The organism is Micromonospora craterilacus, from assembly GCF_003236315.1.
Taxonomy (GTDB): domain Bacteria; phylum Actinomycetota; class Actinomycetes; order Mycobacteriales; family Micromonosporaceae; genus Micromonospora; species Micromonospora craterilacus.
In genome coordinates, this window is record NZ_POTY01000070.1 from 12,747 (window position 1) to 28,430 (window position 15,684).

Sequence of the window (15,684 nt, forward strand, 5' to 3'; positions counted from 1 at the left end):
GAGCCACCGATGACCCGCCGATGTCACAGGGGCGGGTTACGGTGGCCCGGCTGAGCCAGCACCGGGAAGGGGGCCGTTGCATGGTGGCGTCGCCGGAGGTGGACCGGGTCCCGGTGCTGCGTGACCGCGCCGCGGCCGCCCGGCACCTCGGCCGGATCTGCTTCAAGACCGGGCCACCGACCCACACGGGTGTCGAGCTCGAATGGACGGTCCACGACGCCGCCGATCCCGCCCGCCCCGTCGACGCCGCGCAGCTGCGCGCGGCGCTGGGGCCGTACAGTCCCACCACGCTTGATCCGACGAGTCCCGCCCTGCGACTGCTCCAGGGCGGCACGGTGACCGTCGAGCCCGGCGGCCAGCTGGAGATCTCCACCCCGCCGCGAGCCTCCGTCGCCGCCCTGATCGAAGCCACCCAGTCCGACATCACCCAGGTCACCCGGCTGCTCGACGCCGCCGGCCTGACCCTCGGCCACGCCGGCCTCGACCCGTACCGCCGGCCGCGCCCGGTGATCGACACCCCTCGGTATCGCGCCATGCGCCGGGTCTTCGACCGGCGTGGCCCGGCCGGGCGGACGATGATGTACAGCACCGCCGGCCTGCAGGTCTGTCTCGACGCGGGAGAACCGGAGCAGCTCGCCGCCCGCTGGGCGCTGGTGCACGCGGTCGGGCCACCGCTGCTGGCCGCCTTCGCCACCGCCGGCCGGCAGGCGGGTCGGGACACCGGATGGGCATCGGCGCGGATGGGGGCGTGGTGGGACATCGATCCGGCCCGCACCACTCCGGTCTGGACGCCGGGCCGGGCCGAGGAGGACCCGGTCGCCGCCTGGACCGCGTACGTGCTGGCCGCCCCGCTGCTCTGTGTTCGGGACGGTGACGGCGACTGGACCCCGCCGCCGGACGTGACGTTCGCCGACTGGATCGACGGGGCGTTGCCCCGACCGCCCACCGCCGACGACCTCGAATACCACGTGAGCACGCTCTTCCCACCGGTACGGCCGCGTGGCTACCTCGAACTGCGGTACCTCGACGCGCAGGCCGGCCGGGAGTGGACGCTGCCGCTGGCGGTGCTGGCCGCCCTACTCACCGGCGCCGACACGGTCGGCGCGGCGATGGCGGTCGCCGCGCCGGTGGCCGACGGCTGGCACACCGCGGCGCGTTGCGGCCTGCGTGATCCGAGCCTGGCCGCGGCCGCCGCCGGCCTGTTCGACGTGGCCCTGACGGCGCTGCCGCGGCTCGGCCTGCCAGCGGCGCTGCACGACGAGATCGACCAGGGGGTACGACGGCGGCGCGACGCCGCGGAGAGGAGGCAGCGGTGACCGACACCACGACCGATCGGAGCGCGGAGGGGCTGCGCGGCCGGATCGCGGCGGAACTGGAACGGACCCGGGCCCGGACCGCCCGGCTGACCGAGGCGGTGGACGACGGCGACCTGGTGCGCCAGCACTCGCCGTTGATGTCCCCGCTGGTGTGGGATCTGGCCCACGTGGGCAACCAGGAGGAGCTCTGGCTGGTCCGGGACGTCGGGGGCCGGGAACCGGTCCGCCGTGACATCGACGACCTGTACGACGCCTTCAAACAGCCCCGCAAGGACCGCCCGTCGCTGCCGCTGCTGCCGCCGACCGAGGCGCGGGCGTACCTGGCGACCGTCCGGGACAAGGTGTACGACCTGCTGGACGGCATCGCCTTCGACAGCCGTCCGCTGGTCGCCGACGGCTTCGCCTTCGGGATGATCGTGCAGCACGAGCAGCAGCACGACGAGACCATGCTCGCCACCCACCAGTTGCGCTCCGGCCCCGCGGTGCTGCAGGCGCCGCCGCCGCCCGAGCCGGCCGCCCGGGTGACCGCTGAGGTGCTGGTGCCCGCCGGCCCGTTCACCATGGGCACCGACGCCGACCCGTGGGCGCTGGACAACGAACGCCCGGCCCACCGGGTGGAGCTGCCCGCGTACGTCATCGACGCCGCGCCGGTGACCAACGGGGCGTACCGCGAGTTCATCGCCGACGGCGGGTACGACGACCCGCGCTGGTGGAGCGCGCCGGGCTGGCGACATCGCCAGGAGGCCGGGCTGAACGCGCCCATGCACTGGCGGCGCGACGGGGACGGCTGGGCGTACCGGCGGTTCGGCCGGTGGGACCGGGTCCGCGACGACGAGCCGGTGGTGCACGTCTGTTTCCACGAGGCGCAGGCGTACGCCAGCTGGGCCGGCAAGCGGCTGCCCACCGAGGCGGAGTGGGAGAAGGCGGCCCGCTGGGACCCGGCCACCGGCCGGTCCCGCCGCTACCCGTGGGGCGACGACGAGCCGACCTCGACGCACGCCAACCTGGGGCAGCGGCACCTGTGGCCGGCGCCGGTCGGCGCCTACCCGGCCGGCGCCTCGCCGCTGGGCGTGCACCAGCTCGTCGGGGACGTGTGGGAGTGGACGGCCACCCCGTTCCGGGGCTATCCGGGCTTCGCCGCCTTCCCGTACCGGGAGTACTCGGAGGTCTTCTTCGGCGACGACTACCAGGTGCTGCGCGGCGGGTCGTTCGGCACCGACCGGGCCGCCTGCCGGGGCACCTTCCGCAACTGGGACTACCCGATCCGTCGGCAGATCTTCAGCGGCTTCCGCTGCGCCCGCGACGCCCGGCCCGAGGAGTCCCACCGGTGACGGTCGCCTGATGTGTCGCCACCTGGCCTACCTGGGGCCGCCGCTGACCCTGCGCGAGCTGCTGTTCGACCCACCGCACTCGCTGCTACGCCAGTCCTGGGCGCCGCGCGACATGCGCGGCAGCGGAACGATCAACGCCGACGGATTCGGCGTCGGGTGGTACCCGGACGGCGGCGCGCCGGTGCGGTACCGGCGGGCCCAGCCGATCTGGAGCGACCCCACCATCGCCGACCTCGCGGCGGTCACCGCGAGCGGCGCGGTGCTGGCCGCGGTCCGCTCGGCCACGGTCGGCATGGCGGTGGTCGACGCCGCCGCCGCGCCGTTCGCCGAGGGCCGGTGGCTGTTCAGCCACAACGGTGTGGTGCGCGGCTGGCCGGACTCGGTGGTCCCGCTCGCCGCCGCGCTACCCGTACGTGACCTGCTCACCCTCGACGCGACCACCGACTCGGCGCTGCTGTGGGCGCTGGTCCGCGACCGGCTGCGGGCGGGCGCCCCACCGGCGCGGGCGGTCGCCGAGACGGTCACCTCGGTCGCCGCGGCCGCCCCCGGGTCGCGGCTCAACCTGCTGCTCACCGACGGCCACACCGTGGTCGCCAGCGTGGCCGGGCACGCCCTGTCCGTGCGGGCCACGCCGACCTCGGTGCTGCTGGCCTCCGAACCGCACGACGACGACCCGGGCTGGCGGGAGGTGCCCGACGGACACCTCGTGACGGCCACCGCGACCGAGGTACGCCAGCACGCCCTCGCGGCACCGTGACCCGGCCCGGTCACCGACTACTGAAAGCCGACGGAAGGGGAGACAGATGAGCGCCGAGCCACTCGAGATCCACCTCGACGACCAGGACATCGGTCGCAGCCTGCGGCAGGACGTACGGGTCGGGCTGACCGCCGGGGCGAAATGGTTGCCGCCGAGGTGGTTCTACGACGCCCGGGGCAGTGAACTGTTCGAGGAGATCACCCGGCTGCCCGAGTACTACCCGACCCGGGCCGAGCGCGCGGTGCTGGCCGAGCGCGCGGCCGAGATCGTCGAGGTGACCGGCGCGAAGACCCTGATCGAGCTCGGTTCCGGGTCGTCGGAGAAGACCCGGTTGCTGCTGGACGCCTTCACCCGTCGCGGCGGCCTGGGCACGTTCGTGCCGCTGGACGTGTCGGTCAGCGCCCTGGCGGGGTCCACCGCCACCCTGGCCGCCGACTATCCCGGGCTGCGGGTACGCGGCATCGTCGGGGACTTCACCCGGCACCTGGACCGGCTGCCCACCGGCGGGCGGCGGCTGGTGATCTTCCTCGGCGGCACCATCGGCAACCTGCTGCCGGCCGAGCGGGCCGAGTTCCTCACCGGGATGCGGGCCGCGCTGGAGGTGGGTGACTGGCTGCTGATCGGCACCGACCTGGTCAAGGACCCGGCGGTGATGGTGCCCGCGTACGACGACGCGGCCGGGGTGACCGCCGAGTTCAACCGCAACGTGCTGCGGGTGCTCAACCGGGAACTCGGCACCGACTTCGACCCGGCGGCGTTCACCCACGTCGCGCTCTGGGACCCGGACCGGGAGTGGATCGAGATGCGGCTGCGGGCCGAGCGGCCGATGCGACTACGGGTGCTCGACCTGGATGTCAGCTTCGCCGCGGGGGAGGAGCTGCGTACCGAGGTGTCGGCGAAGTTCCGCCCCGAGGGGATCGCCGCCGAACTGGCCACGGCGGGGTTCCGCGCCGAGCGGTTCTGGACCGACCCGGACGCCCTGTTCGGGGTCACCCTGGCCCGCGCCGACTGACCCACGTCGGCGGGCTCGCCCCCGACACCCGGCCCGACTGTCGGCGCGGGTGGGTCATCTCACCCTGACGGCCGGGGCCGGGCGGTAATCGGCTAGGCTCGGGCGCAGCGAAGGGGAGTAGCCCGCAACGTCGTGGTCGACATACTGGTGCGTTCCGCATCCGGCCACGCGGCCTCGTTACCGATGAGGCGGGCGAGACCTTCGACCCAGGCTTCAACAGCCGGGTCGAGGGCATCCCCGTACCTCCTCCCGGCCTGATCCGGAAGGACGTCATGGAGGGTTTCCTCGTCGCGCTGGCGGTCAGCTTCGGCGTGATCTTCGTTGCCGAGCTGGGAGACAAGTCCCAGCTGATGGCCCTGGCCTTCGCCACCAGATACCGCACCGTGCCGATCCTGATCGGCATCACCGTCGCCACCGCCGTGGTGCACCTGGCCTCGGTGGCGATCGGCCACAGTCTCGGTGCGGCCCTGCCCACCGGCTGGATCTCGCTGCTGGCGGGTCTGGCCTTCATCGGCTTCGGCCTGTGGACCCTGCGCGGAGACACGCTCACCGAGGAGGAGAAGGGCAAGGCCGCCAAGGGCGGCAAGTCGGCCGTGCTGGCCGTCGGTGTCGCGTTCTTCCTGGCCGAACTCGGCGACAAGACGATGCTCGCGACGATCACGCTGGCCACCCAGTACGGCTGGTTCGGCACCTGGATCGGCTCGACCATCGGCATGGTCGCCGCGGACGCGCTGGCCATCATCGTCGGCCGGTTGCTCGGCCGGAAGCTGCCGGAACGGACCATCAAGTTCGGTGCCGCCGCGCTGTTCGCCATCAGCGGCATCTGGCTGATCGTCGAGGCGGTCGCGCAGCTGCGCTGAGCCGGCCCGGCGCCGACTACCCGGGTAGCGGCCGGGTAAGGCGCCGGGGTGGACGTCGAGGTGATCCTCCACCGCGGCCACCAGTTCGTGGTGACCGCGGTGGAGCTGGTCGGCGCGTTGGTGATCGTCGTGGGAGCCGGCTGGGCCGCGGCGCGGTTCGTGGTCGACGGGCTGCGGTTCCGGGACGCCACCGTGTTCACCCGGATCCGGTTGTCCCTGGGGCGGTTCCTCACCCTGGGGCTGGAGTTCCAGCTGGCGGCGGACATCCTGCGTACCGCGTTGTCGCCGACCTTCGCGCAGATCGGCCAGCTCGCCGCCATCGCCGCGATCCGGACCGCGCTGAACTACGTCCTCGGCCGGGAGATCGAGCGTGAGCAGCGGCAGGTCGGTGAGAAGGGGCGGTCCCGGTGACGGCGACCCTGTCCGCCGTCGTCACGGTGCTCGGCGCGCTCGCCGCGGCGGTCGCGCTGGTCGCCACCGGATCGTGGCCGACGGCCCTGCGGGTGCTGCTCGACATGCTCCTCGCCGCCGGCCTGCTGCGGCTGACCGGGAACCAGAGCTGGCCGGACCTCGCCGCGGTCGCGGCGATCGTGGTGCTGCGCCTGGTGCTCCGGTCCGCGCTGTTGCAGGACTACCGGCGGTGGCGGTCGACGGAGGCGGGACGCCCGGCCGAGCAGCTCGGCCGGGCGTCCGGGCCGTGACCGCGACGGCGGCGCCGGTCAGCCACCGGGCCGCTGGTAGACGTCCGGCACGCCGTCCCGGTCGAGGTCGACCTGCTCCTTCAGCGCGATCGCCCGGTAGGCGGCGTTGCGTCGGACCAGTACCACGGTGGCGAGCAGGGCCGAGATCAGCGAACCGGTGAGCACCGCTGCCTTCACGTTGGCGCCTTCGACGCCGTCCGAGCCGAAGGCCAGCTCGCCGATCAGCAGTGAGACGGTGAAACCGATGCCGGCCAGCAACGACACGCCGAGCAGATCCGGCCAGGTGATGTCCTCGTCCAGCTGGGCGCGGGTGAACCGGGCCAGCAGGAAGGTCGAACCGAGGATGCCGACGCACTTGCCGACGACCAGACCGAGCACGATGCCGAGGACGATCGGGTCGGTGACCACCGCGCCCAGGTCGGCGCCGCGCAGCGACACCCCGGCGGCGAAGAACGCGAAGGCCGGAACGGCGAAGCCGGCCGAGATGGGCCGCCACCTGTGCTCCAGGTGCTCGGCGAGGCCGGGCACGGTGCGGCCGTCGCGACCCGTGCCAGCGAGCACCGGCACGGTGAAGCCCAGCAGCACACCCGCCACCGTGGCGTGCACTCCGGAGGCGTGCACCAGGGTCCAGGCGACGAGCGCGAGCGGGATGAGCGCCCACCACCAGGTGCGGCGGCGCTGCACCAGCAGGCCGAACAGCGCGATCGGCAGCACGGCCCCGAGCAGCGGGAGCAGGCTGAAGTGGTCGGTGTAGAAGACCGCGATGATGGTGATCGCGAGCAGGTCGTCGACCACGGCCAGGGTGAGCAGGAAGGCCCGCAGGCCCTGCGGCAGGTAGGCCCCGATCAGGGCCAGCACGGCCAGCGCGAAGGCGATGTCGGTGGCGGTGGGGATTGCCCAGCCGCGCAGCCCCTCGCCGCCACCGGCGAGGTTGACCCCCAGGTAGATCAGCGCTGGTAGCAGCATGCCGCCCATCGCCGCCACCACCGGCAACGCCGCGCGGCGCGGGTCGCGCAGTTCGCCGGCGACGAACTCCCGCTTGAGTTCCAGACCGACCACGAAGAAGAAGATGGCCAGCAGACCGTCGGCGGCCCAGGTGGCGAGGTCGAGGTCGAGATGTAGCGCCGAGCCGCCGGACCAGGGCACCCACCGGCCCAACTCCGCGTAGGTGTCGCCCCAGGGTGAGTTCGCCCAGACCAGCGCGATCACCGCGCCGAGCAGCAGCAGCGCGCCGCCGACCGTCTCGGTGCGCAGCACGTCGGCCACGAACCGGGCCTCCGGCCAGGAGGTACGCGCGAAGAGCCGGCGGACGCCGCGGTGCTCGGGACGGGGGATGTGGTCGGTCATGCGTGTGGTCCACTTCGTCGGTCAGGGGTAGCACGGCATCGCCGCCGACCAGACTTCCCGGCACACCGTCCACGACTCTATCCACCGCCGTCGGCCGTCGGGAGCAGGGGTGGACACGACTCTGCCCACATCGCGGCGGCCGGCCGGCCGTACCCCGGCGGAGGAACCGCAATTTTCCGGGCCGGAAGCGATTCCGACGGACCGTCGGTCCGGTTGGTCATTCCGGGCGCGATCCTCTGCCGAGGAAAACCCCTAACTCCGGACATAAGTGGTATGAGCCGCTTTAATGGTTTCACGAGATTAAGTCGACCTTGGGGGTTTTCGTGAAGTTCTTTGGCGTTGCCGGCCCGGTACGGAGGCCCGCCTGATGGACCTGTACCGCCAACTACGCCTGGTGCGCCGGCACTGGTGGATCGTCCTGGTCACGCTCATGGTGGCCCTCGGCGTGACCGCGCTGGTCACCGTCCGGGCCCAGCCCCGTTACGTCGCCTCGGTCACCTTCTTCGTCACCACGCCGAGCCAGGGCGTCACCGACGCCTACCAGGGTGGCCTCTTCCTCCAGCAGCGGGTGAAGTCGTACGCCGAGTTGTTGACCAGCGACCGGTTGGCGCAGGCCGCGGTGGCCCAGGGTCAGCTGGGGCTGACCGCCGAGGAGATCCAGAGCCGGATCAGCACCTCCACCGAGGCGGGCACGGTCCTGCTGCGGGCGTCGGTGACCGACACCGACCAGACCCGGGCGCTGCGGGTCACCGAGGCGCTCTCGGCGAAGTTCGTCGAGCTGGTCCAGAAGGTCGAGACCAAGCCGGACGGCAGCGCCGGACCGATCAAGATCGAGATCGTCAGCGGGCCCCGGGTCAGCCCCACCCCGGTCTCGCCGCAGCCGATCCGCAACACCGCCATCGGCGCCCTGCTCGGCCTGCTGGCCGGCGTGGGCCTGGCGATCCTGCGCGGCATGGCCGACGTCCGGCTGCGCGACGCCGCCGGCCTGCAGCGGGTTACCGGCAGCCCGCTGCTCGGCGAGATCCCGATCGACAGCACCGCGCGATCGGCCCCGCTGATCGTCGGCGACGCCGCGACCTCCGCCCGGGCCGAGGCGGTCCGCAAACTCCGGACCAACCTGCGCTTCGTCGACGTGCACGAGCCGGCCCGGGTCATCGCCGTCACCAGCGCTCTGCAAGGGGAGGGCAAGACCACCCTGTCCTGCAACCTGGCGATCGCCCTGGCCGAGGCGGGCTGGCGGGTCCTGCTGGTCGACGCCGACCTGCGGCGGCCCAAGGTCGGCGACTACCTGGGCATCGACTCCGGGGTCGGGCTGACCGACGTGCTCGTCGGCGACGTGCACGTCGGCGACGTGGTGCAACGGTGGGGCGACAAGTCCCTGCTCGTGCTGCCCAGCGGGTCGAGCCCACCCAACCCGAGCGAGCTGCTCGGCTCGAAGGCGATGTCGGACCTGCTGGTGGCCCTGCGCGAGTCCGCCGACATCGTCATCATCGACACCGCGCCGCTGCTCGCGGTCACCGACGGCGTGGTGGTCGCCGTGCAGGCCGATGGCGCCCTGCTGGTCACCCAGCAAGGGCGTACCTCACGGGCGCAGGTGGCCGCGGCGGCCCGGGCACTGCACTCGGTGTCGGTGCGGTTGCTCGGCTGCGTGCTGAACATGGCCCGGGTACCCAAGGCCGAGGCCTACCAGTACGAGGCGTACCGGGTGGTGGCCGCGGCGGCGAACCCGTCGGTGCCGGCGGACCGGGCCTCGGCCGGCCGGCACGCCGAGCGCACCCGCGCCGGCGACGTGGGCACCCACACCCAGGAACTCACCCGGCTGTCCCGATGAGCGCGGCCAGCGGGCGCAGGGACCGTTCGATCTCCTCCGCGCAACGCCGGAAGTCTTCGGGCGTGCCACCGACCGGATCCCGCAGGTCGTCAGCGTCCCCGGGGGCGGGTTGCAGCCGCCCCCGGGCCAGCGCGGCGGCCGTCACCGCGGACTGGAGCGGATCGTCCTGGTCCTCCACCGGCGGCTCGACCGCCGCGGCGAGCCGGCTGAACTGGCGCAGCGTGAACGTCCGGTGCAGCGCCACCGGCGCCAGCGCGGTGCAGATCGACCGTTGGCGTCGGGTGGCGGTCAGCACCAGCACCGCGTCGGTGAGGTGGTCGGGCCGGAGCCGCCGGCTGCGGAACTCCGCCGGATCCTCGCCGGTCTCGGCGGCGATCTCCGCGGCGTACGGATGCATGGCCAGGCCCTCGACGGCGTCGGTGCCGGCGCTGGCCACCGAGACCGGCCGTCCGGTGAGCAGGCGGCGGGCGGCGTACTCGGCCATCGGTGACCGGCACAGGTTGGCGTGGCAGACGAACAGCACCCCGTTGATCATGTGGCATCTCCTCGACGACGCGGTCGCGGGCGGCAGCGCCGCGACGGGGGACGGCCGCCGGCGGCGTCCGCCCCGGGAGGGGTTGCCGGCATCGTACGCAGCCGTTGCGCCCGCCGTCCCGGGCGCCGCGCCGGACCGGCAGGCCGGGACGGAGGTGTCCCGGTGCGGATCGGAATACTGACCTACCACTTTCCGCCGGAACCGGCGTTCATTCCCGGCAGCCTGGCCGAGGAACTGGCCGCGCGCGGCCACGAGGTGCGGGTGCTCACCGGCTTTCCCGACTACCCCGGTGGGCACGTCTACCCGGGCTGGCGTCAGCGCTGGCACCACGAGACCCGTAGCCGAGGGCTGACCGTGCGGCGGGTGCCCCGGTACAGCACCGGCGACGCCGGCGTGCGTGGCCGGGTCGCCTCCTGGCTCTCCTTCGCCGGCAGCGCGGCGTTGGTCGGCCGCCGTCTCTTCGCCGACATCGACGTGCTGTACGTGCACCAGCCGCCGGCCGCGGCGTTCGCCTCGGCGACCCTGCTGCGGCTGCTCGGGCGGAAGCCGGTCGTCCTGCACGTGCCGGACGTGTGGGCCGAGGCGGGACCGGACGGCACCGACGACGGGCGGTGGGCGGCCCGGGTCCGGGCGGCCATGACCCGCACCTACCGGGCGGCCAGCGCGGTCGCGGTGACCGCGCCGTCGCTGCGCGACGCGGTCGTCGCGGTCGGCGCCGACGCGGACCGGGTACGGGTGGTGCTCAACTGGACCGACGAGCGGATCTTCCGGCCGGCGGCGGCCAGCCCGGCCGCGCGCCGGCTGGTCCGCCGCGACGAGCGGTGCGTGGTGATGCACGCCGGCACCATCGGGGCCCGGCAGGGGCTGGAGACGGCGATCCGGGCGGCGGCGGCCCTGGACAAGACCATGGACCTGGTCCTGGTGGGTTCGGGCGCGGACGAGCGGCGGGTGCGGGGGCTCGCCGCCGAGCTGCGGGCCGACAACGTGCGGTTCGTCGAACGGCGTTCGCCGTTGGACATGCCCGAACTGTTCGCCGCCGCCGACTACCAGCTGGTCATGTTGCGTGACCTGCCGGCGCTGCGCAGCTCCGTGCCGGGCAAGCTCCAGGCGGCGCTGTCGTGCGGCGCGCCGGTGGTGGCCTCGGCCGGTGGCGACACCGCCGCCCTGGTCGAGCGCGCCCGGGCGGGGCTGTCCTGCCCGCCGGAGGACTGGGCCAGCCTGGCCGACCGGTTCTGGCTGGCGGCCCACATTCCGCCGCCGGCGCGGGTCGAGATGGGCCGGCGCGGCCGGGAGGCGTACCTGCGGGACATGTCGCTGCCGGCCGGGGTGGACCGGATCGAGCAGCTGCTGCGGGAGGCGGTGTCCACCGGCCCGGGCCGGGCCGCGCGCCGCGAGCCAGACTCGCATATCGCCTGAACCCGTCATTACTCCGCTAAAGCGGTCGTTAGGTGCTAGGAACAATGGTGCCTTCTGTCCGTTTTCGAGGAGTGGAGTGTGGGTGTGACGGAGAGCGAGAGTCCGCGCCGGCGGCGCAGCCGGTCCCGCCGGCGTCGGCGCGCCCGGCTGCGCCGCATCCTGCTCAGCACGCTGGTGGTCGGCTCGCTGCTGCTCGGCGTCGCCGGCTGGGTGGGGTTCCGGGGCTGGCAGGCTCGCGCCCACCTGGTCAACGCCGCCGGGTTGGCCGGTGAGCTGAGCGCCCAACTGGTCGGCGGGGACACCGCGCGGGCGCAGCGGACCCTCGCCGCCCTGCAGGTGCAGTCCGGCGCGGCCCGGCGGGCCACCGAGGACCCCGGCTGGTGGTTGGGCCGGCAGGCGCCGTACGCGGGTGCCAACCTCTCCGCGGTCCGTCAGATCGCCATCGCGATAGACGACCTGGCGCGCCAGGCGTTCCCCGCGCTGTTGCGGGTCGACCTCGGTGGCCTGGTGCCCCGCGAGGGGCGGCTGGACCTGGCCGGGCTGCGGGTCGTCAGCGCCGAGCTGGGCAAGGTGGACGCCTCGGTGCAGCGGACCCGGACAGACCTGGCCGAGGTGCCCGGCGATCGGCTCGTCGGCCAGGTCCGGCGGGCGCTGGAGGACCTGCGCGGCGAGATCGACGGGTTGGCGGCGATGACCTCGGCGGTCGACCGGGCCAGCCGGCTGCTGCCGCCGTTGCTCGGTGCGGACGGCCCGCGACGGTATCTGCTGGTCTCGCAGAACTCCGCCGAGCTGCGCGCCACCGGCGGCATGTTCGGCGCGTACGCCGTGATCGAGGCGGAGCGGGGCCGGATGAAGATGGGTGCGCAGGGTGCCAGCGGGAGCATGGGGCGCTTCGCCAAGCCGCTGAAGATCTCGGCCGAGCTGCGCGCGCTCTGGGGCGACCTGCCCGGCATGTACCCGGCGGACGTCAACCTCAGCCCGCACTTTCCGACCGCCGCCGCGCTGTACCGGGAGATGTACCGCCGGCACAGCGGCGCGACCGTTGACGGGGTGCTCGCCGTCGACCCGGTGGTGCTGTCGTACCTGTTGCAGGCCACCGGGCCGGTACGGGTGCCCGGCGGTGTGTCGCTGACCGCCGAGAACGCGGTCAGAACCCTGCTCAGCGACACCTATCAGCGGATGGGTGAGAAGGAACAGGACACCTTCTTCGCCGCCGCGGCGGCCACGGTCTTCGACGCCTTGTTCGCGAGGAATGTCAACCCGAATGGGTTATTGTCCGTATTTGACCGTTCTATACAAGAACGTCGGATATTGTTCTGGAGTGCCCGTCCGGAGGAGCAGCGGACTTTCGGCGACAGCCGGATGGCCGGGGCGCTTCCGGAACAGGACACCGTGCCGATGGTCGGCGTGTTCCTCAACGACGGCAGCGGCGCGAAGCTCGGTTACTACCTCCGGCAGACCGCCGACCTGACGGTCGGCGACTGCCAGCCGGACGGCCGTCGGGAACTGAGTCTGCGGGTGACCCTCCGGTCCACCGCGCCGGCGTCCGGGCTCAGCAAGTCGGTCCTCGGCCTGGGGCAGGCGGGGGATCCGTACACCGTGCGGACCCTCGTCTCGGTGTACGCCCCGGCCGGCGGGGCGGTCCTGGACACCCGCCTCGACGGTGCCGAGACGTCGGTGGGTACGGGCACCGAGCGGCGCCGGCAGGTGGCCACGGTGAACGTGGAGGTCGGCCCGGGAGGGACCCGAACGCTGGAGATGTCCCTGCTGACCGGCAAGACGGGCAGCGGCGCCGCCGAACTGTGGCTGACCCCGACCGCCACCCCATGGACCACCCAAGTTGTTACCGCACCAAGCTGTTCTCAGTAGAAGGGAACCACCATGCGGCTATCCCGCATCATCATGGCGCTCACGGTCGGTCTGGCCGTGATGGCCGTGCCGACCGCGGCGGGGGCGGCGCAGCCGCAGCCGGCGCCCACAGTCTCCGATACGCCCCAGCCACCGCCGTACACGCCGGTCCTCGCCTCGCTGACGGTGAACCGGCCGACCATCTACCTCGGCGAGTCGATCGTCCTCACCGGTCGTAACTTCGTCACCCGGGAATGGGTGGACATCGAGATCTCGAGGACGCCGCTGGCCGCGCCGGCCGTCGGCACGGTCCGCAGCGACGGCAGCACCGTCGCCATGGCACCGGTGGCCTTCCAGGCCAGCGCTCCGATGAGCGTCCGGGCTGACCGGGACGGCGTCTTCACCCGCCGGTACACGCCCTCGGAGACCGGCCTGCTCACCTTCACCGCGACCGGCCGGGACTCCGGCCGCACCGCCTCGACCGAACTGCGGGTGCTGCCCAAGAAGAAGCCGCACCTGCCGGTCACCGGCAGCAGCCTGGACACCCCGATGAAGGTCGGTGGCGGGCTCGTCGCCACGGGCGTGGTCCTGCTGCTCGGCACGATGCTCTGGCGGCGGCGCAACCGCCTCGGTGCGGGTGGCACGCACTGAGCCAGCACGCCGGGCAGGGCCCGGAAAGCACCGGTACCCGTTCGTGGTGCCGGCCCACGACGCGATCCGGTCCTTGTCGGCGGTCCGACTGATCCGTCCCGCTCTCCGGTACGTACCTGCTGGCAGGGGACCGTGGAAGGGGACGGGCATGGCCGGTTCGGAGCGGGACGGGAACTGTCGGACACGCCCGGAGCCGGCTCCGCCGCCCCGGATGGAGGTGTCGGCGGAGCCGTCCGCCGGCCGCGACGCGGTGCCACCGGCCAGGCCGACCTGGTCGGTCGGCGCGCGGTTGCTGGCCGCCGCCGCGATCCTGGTGCTGGCGCTCGGTGCCGCCGCCGTGGCGGTGATCCTCTCCGACCCGCACCGGCTCGGCCTGGTCTTCACCGGCGGCGGGCAGCCGGTGGCCCCGGCTGCCACCGGGCCGGCCGAGCCGGGCGGGACCAACGGGCTGGGCGGGGCGGCGCGGGCCGCCGTGGAGAGCCGCGAGGAGGCCGGGTCCGCACCCCGTGACGGCCGGCCGCAGGCCGCCTTCGAACTGGTCGACGGGGTGACCCGGTTCGACCTGCGGGTGGTGGACCTGGGGGAGGAGCTGTACCGGATCGGCAGCCCGGCCGAGTCCGGCGCCCGGCCGCGCCCGGAACTGGCCGGCGACCTGGTGCGGCTGCGGATGGAACGGACCAGGGACGCGCCGGGCGCGGTCGAGGTGCTGCTCAACGCCCGGGTCTCCTGGGCGGTGCGGATCACCGGTGGGGCCACCGAACGACGCCTCGACCTCAGCTCGGCCCGGCTGTCCGGGCTGGAACTCGCCGGTGGCGCCACCCGTACGGAGCTGCGCCTGCCCCCGGTCGACGGTGCGGTCGTGGTGCGGGTGACCGGCGGAGTCAACGTGTTCGACGTCACGGTCGCCGGTGGCCGGCCGGTGCGGGTCCGGGCGGCCGCCGGTGCCGGCGCCATCGTGCTGTACGACGAGCGCCGCGACGGGGTCGCCGCGGGCACGGTGCTCGGCTCGCCGGGCTGGGACCGGTCCGCCGACCGGATCTTCCTGGACCTGGTCGCCGGCGTGAACGTGCTGACCGTACGCCCCGGCTGAGGGCTGCGGTGCGGGTACGCGGGCGGCCGCTCGGGCCTGCGCGCAGTGGCTGAGTGGGCGGCCGGATCGGGCGTACAGTCGGCCCGTGGAGCCAACCGAGTCGATGCCCGCGCAGACCCGGCCGCCCGGCGTGGCCACCGCCGATCCGGGTAGCGTGCTGCTGCCGGGCCACGACGTGCCGTTGGGCCGCTACACCACGGTGCGCCGGCTGCTGCCCCAGCGGACCCGCCGGATGGTCGGGGCCTGGTGCTTCGTCGACCACTTCGGTCCCGACGACGTGGCCCAGCGGCCGGGCATGGAGGTGCCGCCGCATCCGCACACCGGCTTGCAGACCGTGACCTGGCTGCTCGACGGCGAGATCCTGCACCGCGACAGCCTCGGCAGCGTGCAGTCGATCCGCCCGGGGCAGCTGAACGTGATGACCTCCGGTCACGGCATCGCGCATTCCGAGCGGTCCCCGACCGTCCACCCGCCGCTGATGCACGGTCTGCAACTGTGGGTGGCGCTGCCGGATCCGGCCCGGGCCGGCGCGGCCGACTTCGCCCACCACGCCGAGCTGCCCCGGTGGCGCGACGGCGACCTGGACGTCACCCTGCTGGTCGGGGAACTCGCCGGCGAGCGCTCGCCGGCCCGGGTGTACACCCCGCTGCTCGGCGCACAGTTGGCGCTGGCCGGCCCGGGGCCGGTGGGGCTGCCGCTGCGGCGCGACTTCGAGTACGCGTTGCTCGCCCTCGACGGTGCCGCCGAGGTCGACGGCGTGCCCCTCGCGCCCGGGGCGCTGCTCTGGCTCGGCGCCGGCCGGGACGCGTTCACCGTGCGCGGCGAGCCCGGCACCCGGCTGATGCTGCTCGGCGGCACCCCGTTCGACGAGCCGCTGGTGATGTGGTGGAACTTCGTCGGCCGCAGCCATGAGGAGATCGCGGCCGCCCGGGAGGACTGGATGGCCGGGCGGCGGTTCGGCGTGGTCGCCGCCGACCCGGATCCGCCGC

At 73.7% G+C, this 15,684-nt stretch carries 15 protein-coding genes; 13 read left to right on the plus strand and 2 right to left on the minus strand.

Annotated elements, in window-relative coordinates; all coding sequences use genetic code 11:
• The first annotated feature begins 80 nt into the window (after nt 1–80).
• From egtA to C1I95_RS35795, 7 genes are all read left to right on the plus strand, one after another.
• Complete coding sequence (egtA, locus tag C1I95_RS13470) at nt 81–1,316, plus strand: ergothioneine biosynthesis glutamate--cysteine ligase EgtA (RefSeq protein ID WP_111214159.1); 1,236 nt, start codon at nt 81–83, stop codon at nt 1,314–1,316.
• The gene (gene egtB, locus C1I95_RS13475) at nt 1,313–2,647 is read left to right on the plus strand and encodes an ergothioneine biosynthesis protein EgtB (protein WP_111214160.1); all 1,335 of its coding nucleotides are present in this window, start codon (nt 1,313–1,315) and stop codon (nt 2,645–2,647) included. The genes egtA and egtB overlap by 4 nt, the downstream gene beginning before the upstream one ends.
• 10 nt (nt 2,648–2,657) lie before the next feature.
• Nucleotides 2,658–3,404, plus strand: coding sequence for an ergothioneine biosynthesis protein EgtC (egtC, locus tag C1I95_RS13480; RefSeq protein WP_111214161.1), 747 nt, complete (start codon nt 2,658–2,660; stop codon nt 3,402–3,404).
• A 46-nt stretch (nt 3,405–3,450) separates the two neighbouring features.
• On the plus strand, nt 3,451–4,416 hold the full coding sequence (egtD, locus tag C1I95_RS13485; RefSeq protein WP_111214162.1) for an L-histidine N(alpha)-methyltransferase: 966 nt from the start codon (nt 3,451–3,453) through the stop codon (nt 4,414–4,416).
• Nucleotides 4,417–4,688: 272 nt separating this feature from the next.
• Nucleotides 4,689–5,276 (plus strand): TMEM165/GDT1 family protein, encoded by a 588-nt coding sequence (locus C1I95_RS13490; protein WP_111214163.1) that lies wholly within the window; start codon nt 4,689–4,691, stop codon nt 5,274–5,276.
• A gap of 48 nt (nt 5,277–5,324) precedes the next feature.
• Nucleotides 5,325–5,687, plus strand: coding sequence for a DUF1622 domain-containing protein (locus C1I95_RS13495; protein WP_111214164.1), 363 nt, complete (start codon nt 5,325–5,327; stop codon nt 5,685–5,687).
• The gene (locus tag C1I95_RS35795) at nt 5,684–5,977 is read left to right on the plus strand and encodes a DUF1622 domain-containing protein (RefSeq protein ID WP_199523735.1); all 294 of its coding nucleotides are present in this window, start codon (nt 5,684–5,686) and stop codon (nt 5,975–5,977) included. The genes C1I95_RS13495 and C1I95_RS35795 overlap by 4 nt, the downstream gene beginning before the upstream one ends.
• Nucleotides 5,978–5,995: 18 nt before the next feature.
• Here C1I95_RS35795 and nhaA read toward each other — a convergent pair whose 3' ends face one another.
• Nucleotides 5,996–7,324, minus strand: coding sequence for a Na+/H+ antiporter NhaA (nhaA, locus tag C1I95_RS13505; RefSeq protein ID WP_111214165.1), 1,329 nt, complete (start codon nt 7,322–7,324; stop codon nt 5,996–5,998).
• A 367-nt stretch (nt 7,325–7,691) separates the two neighbouring features.
• On the opposite strand from nhaA, the gene C1I95_RS13510 reads away from it, so the two are divergent.
• Entirely contained in the window at nt 7,692–9,155 is a 1,464-nt protein-coding gene (locus C1I95_RS13510) for a tyrosine-protein kinase domain-containing protein (RefSeq protein ID WP_111214166.1), read from the plus strand.
• On the opposite strand, the gene C1I95_RS13515 is transcribed toward C1I95_RS13510, so the two are convergent.
• The gene (locus C1I95_RS13515; RefSeq protein ID WP_111214167.1) at nt 9,136–9,690 is read right to left on the minus strand and encodes an arsenate reductase/protein-tyrosine-phosphatase family protein; all 555 of its coding nucleotides are present in this window, start codon (nt 9,688–9,690) and stop codon (nt 9,136–9,138) included. The genes C1I95_RS13510 and C1I95_RS13515 overlap by 20 nt on opposite strands.
• 162 nt (nt 9,691–9,852) lie before the next feature.
• Here C1I95_RS13515 and C1I95_RS13520 point away from each other — a divergent pair, with 162 nt between their 5' ends.
• From C1I95_RS13520 to C1I95_RS13540, 5 genes are all read left to right on the plus strand, one after another.
• A complete protein-coding gene (locus tag C1I95_RS13520; RefSeq protein ID WP_111214168.1) occupies nt 9,853–11,106 on the plus strand; it encodes a glycosyltransferase family 4 protein in 1,254 nt (417 codons plus the stop codon).
• A gap of 84 nt (nt 11,107–11,190) precedes the next feature.
• Nucleotides 11,191–12,975 carry a DUF4012 domain-containing protein gene (locus C1I95_RS13525; protein ID WP_111214169.1) on the plus strand — a complete coding sequence of 595 codons (1,785 nt, stop codon included), beginning with the start codon at nt 11,191–11,193 and terminating at the stop codon, nt 12,973–12,975.
• A gap of 12 nt (nt 12,976–12,987) precedes the next feature.
• Nucleotides 12,988–13,605, plus strand: a complete 618-nt coding sequence (locus tag C1I95_RS13530; protein WP_111214170.1) for a hypothetical protein — start codon at nt 12,988–12,990, stop codon at nt 13,603–13,605.
• 148 nt (nt 13,606–13,753) lie between these two features.
• Nucleotides 13,754–14,695, plus strand: coding sequence for a hypothetical protein (locus tag C1I95_RS13535; protein ID WP_233513646.1), 942 nt, complete (start codon nt 13,754–13,756; stop codon nt 14,693–14,695).
• Nucleotides 14,696–14,780: 85 nt separating this feature from the next.
• On the plus strand, nt 14,781–15,684 hold a 904-nt coding region (locus C1I95_RS13540; RefSeq protein ID WP_111214172.1), incomplete at its 3' end, for a pirin family protein.

Coding starts and splice junctions, on each gene's coding strand:
- C1I95_RS13535 (WP_233513646.1), top strand. CDS start 13,754: ATGGCCGGTTCGGAGCGGGACGGGAACTGTCGGACACGCCCGGAGCCG.
- nhaA (WP_111214165.1), bottom strand. CDS start 7,324: ATGACCGACCACATCCCCCGTCCCGAGCACCGCGGCGTCCGCCGGCTC.
- C1I95_RS13490 (WP_111214163.1), top strand. CDS start 4,689: ATGGAGGGTTTCCTCGTCGCGCTGGCGGTCAGCTTCGGCGTGATCTTC.
- C1I95_RS13530 (WP_111214170.1), top strand. CDS start 12,988: ATGCGGCTATCCCGCATCATCATGGCGCTCACGGTCGGTCTGGCCGTG.
- egtA (WP_111214159.1), top strand. CDS start 81: ATGGTGGCGTCGCCGGAGGTGGACCGGGTCCCGGTGCTGCGTGACCGC.
- egtC (WP_111214161.1), top strand. CDS start 2,658: ATGTGTCGCCACCTGGCCTACCTGGGGCCGCCGCTGACCCTGCGCGAG.
- C1I95_RS13515 (WP_111214167.1), bottom strand. CDS start 9,690: ATGATCAACGGGGTGCTGTTCGTCTGCCACGCCAACCTGTGCCGGTCA.
- C1I95_RS13510 (WP_111214166.1), top strand. CDS start 7,692: ATGGACCTGTACCGCCAACTACGCCTGGTGCGCCGGCACTGGTGGATC.
- egtD (WP_111214162.1), top strand. CDS start 3,451: ATGAGCGCCGAGCCACTCGAGATCCACCTCGACGACCAGGACATCGGT.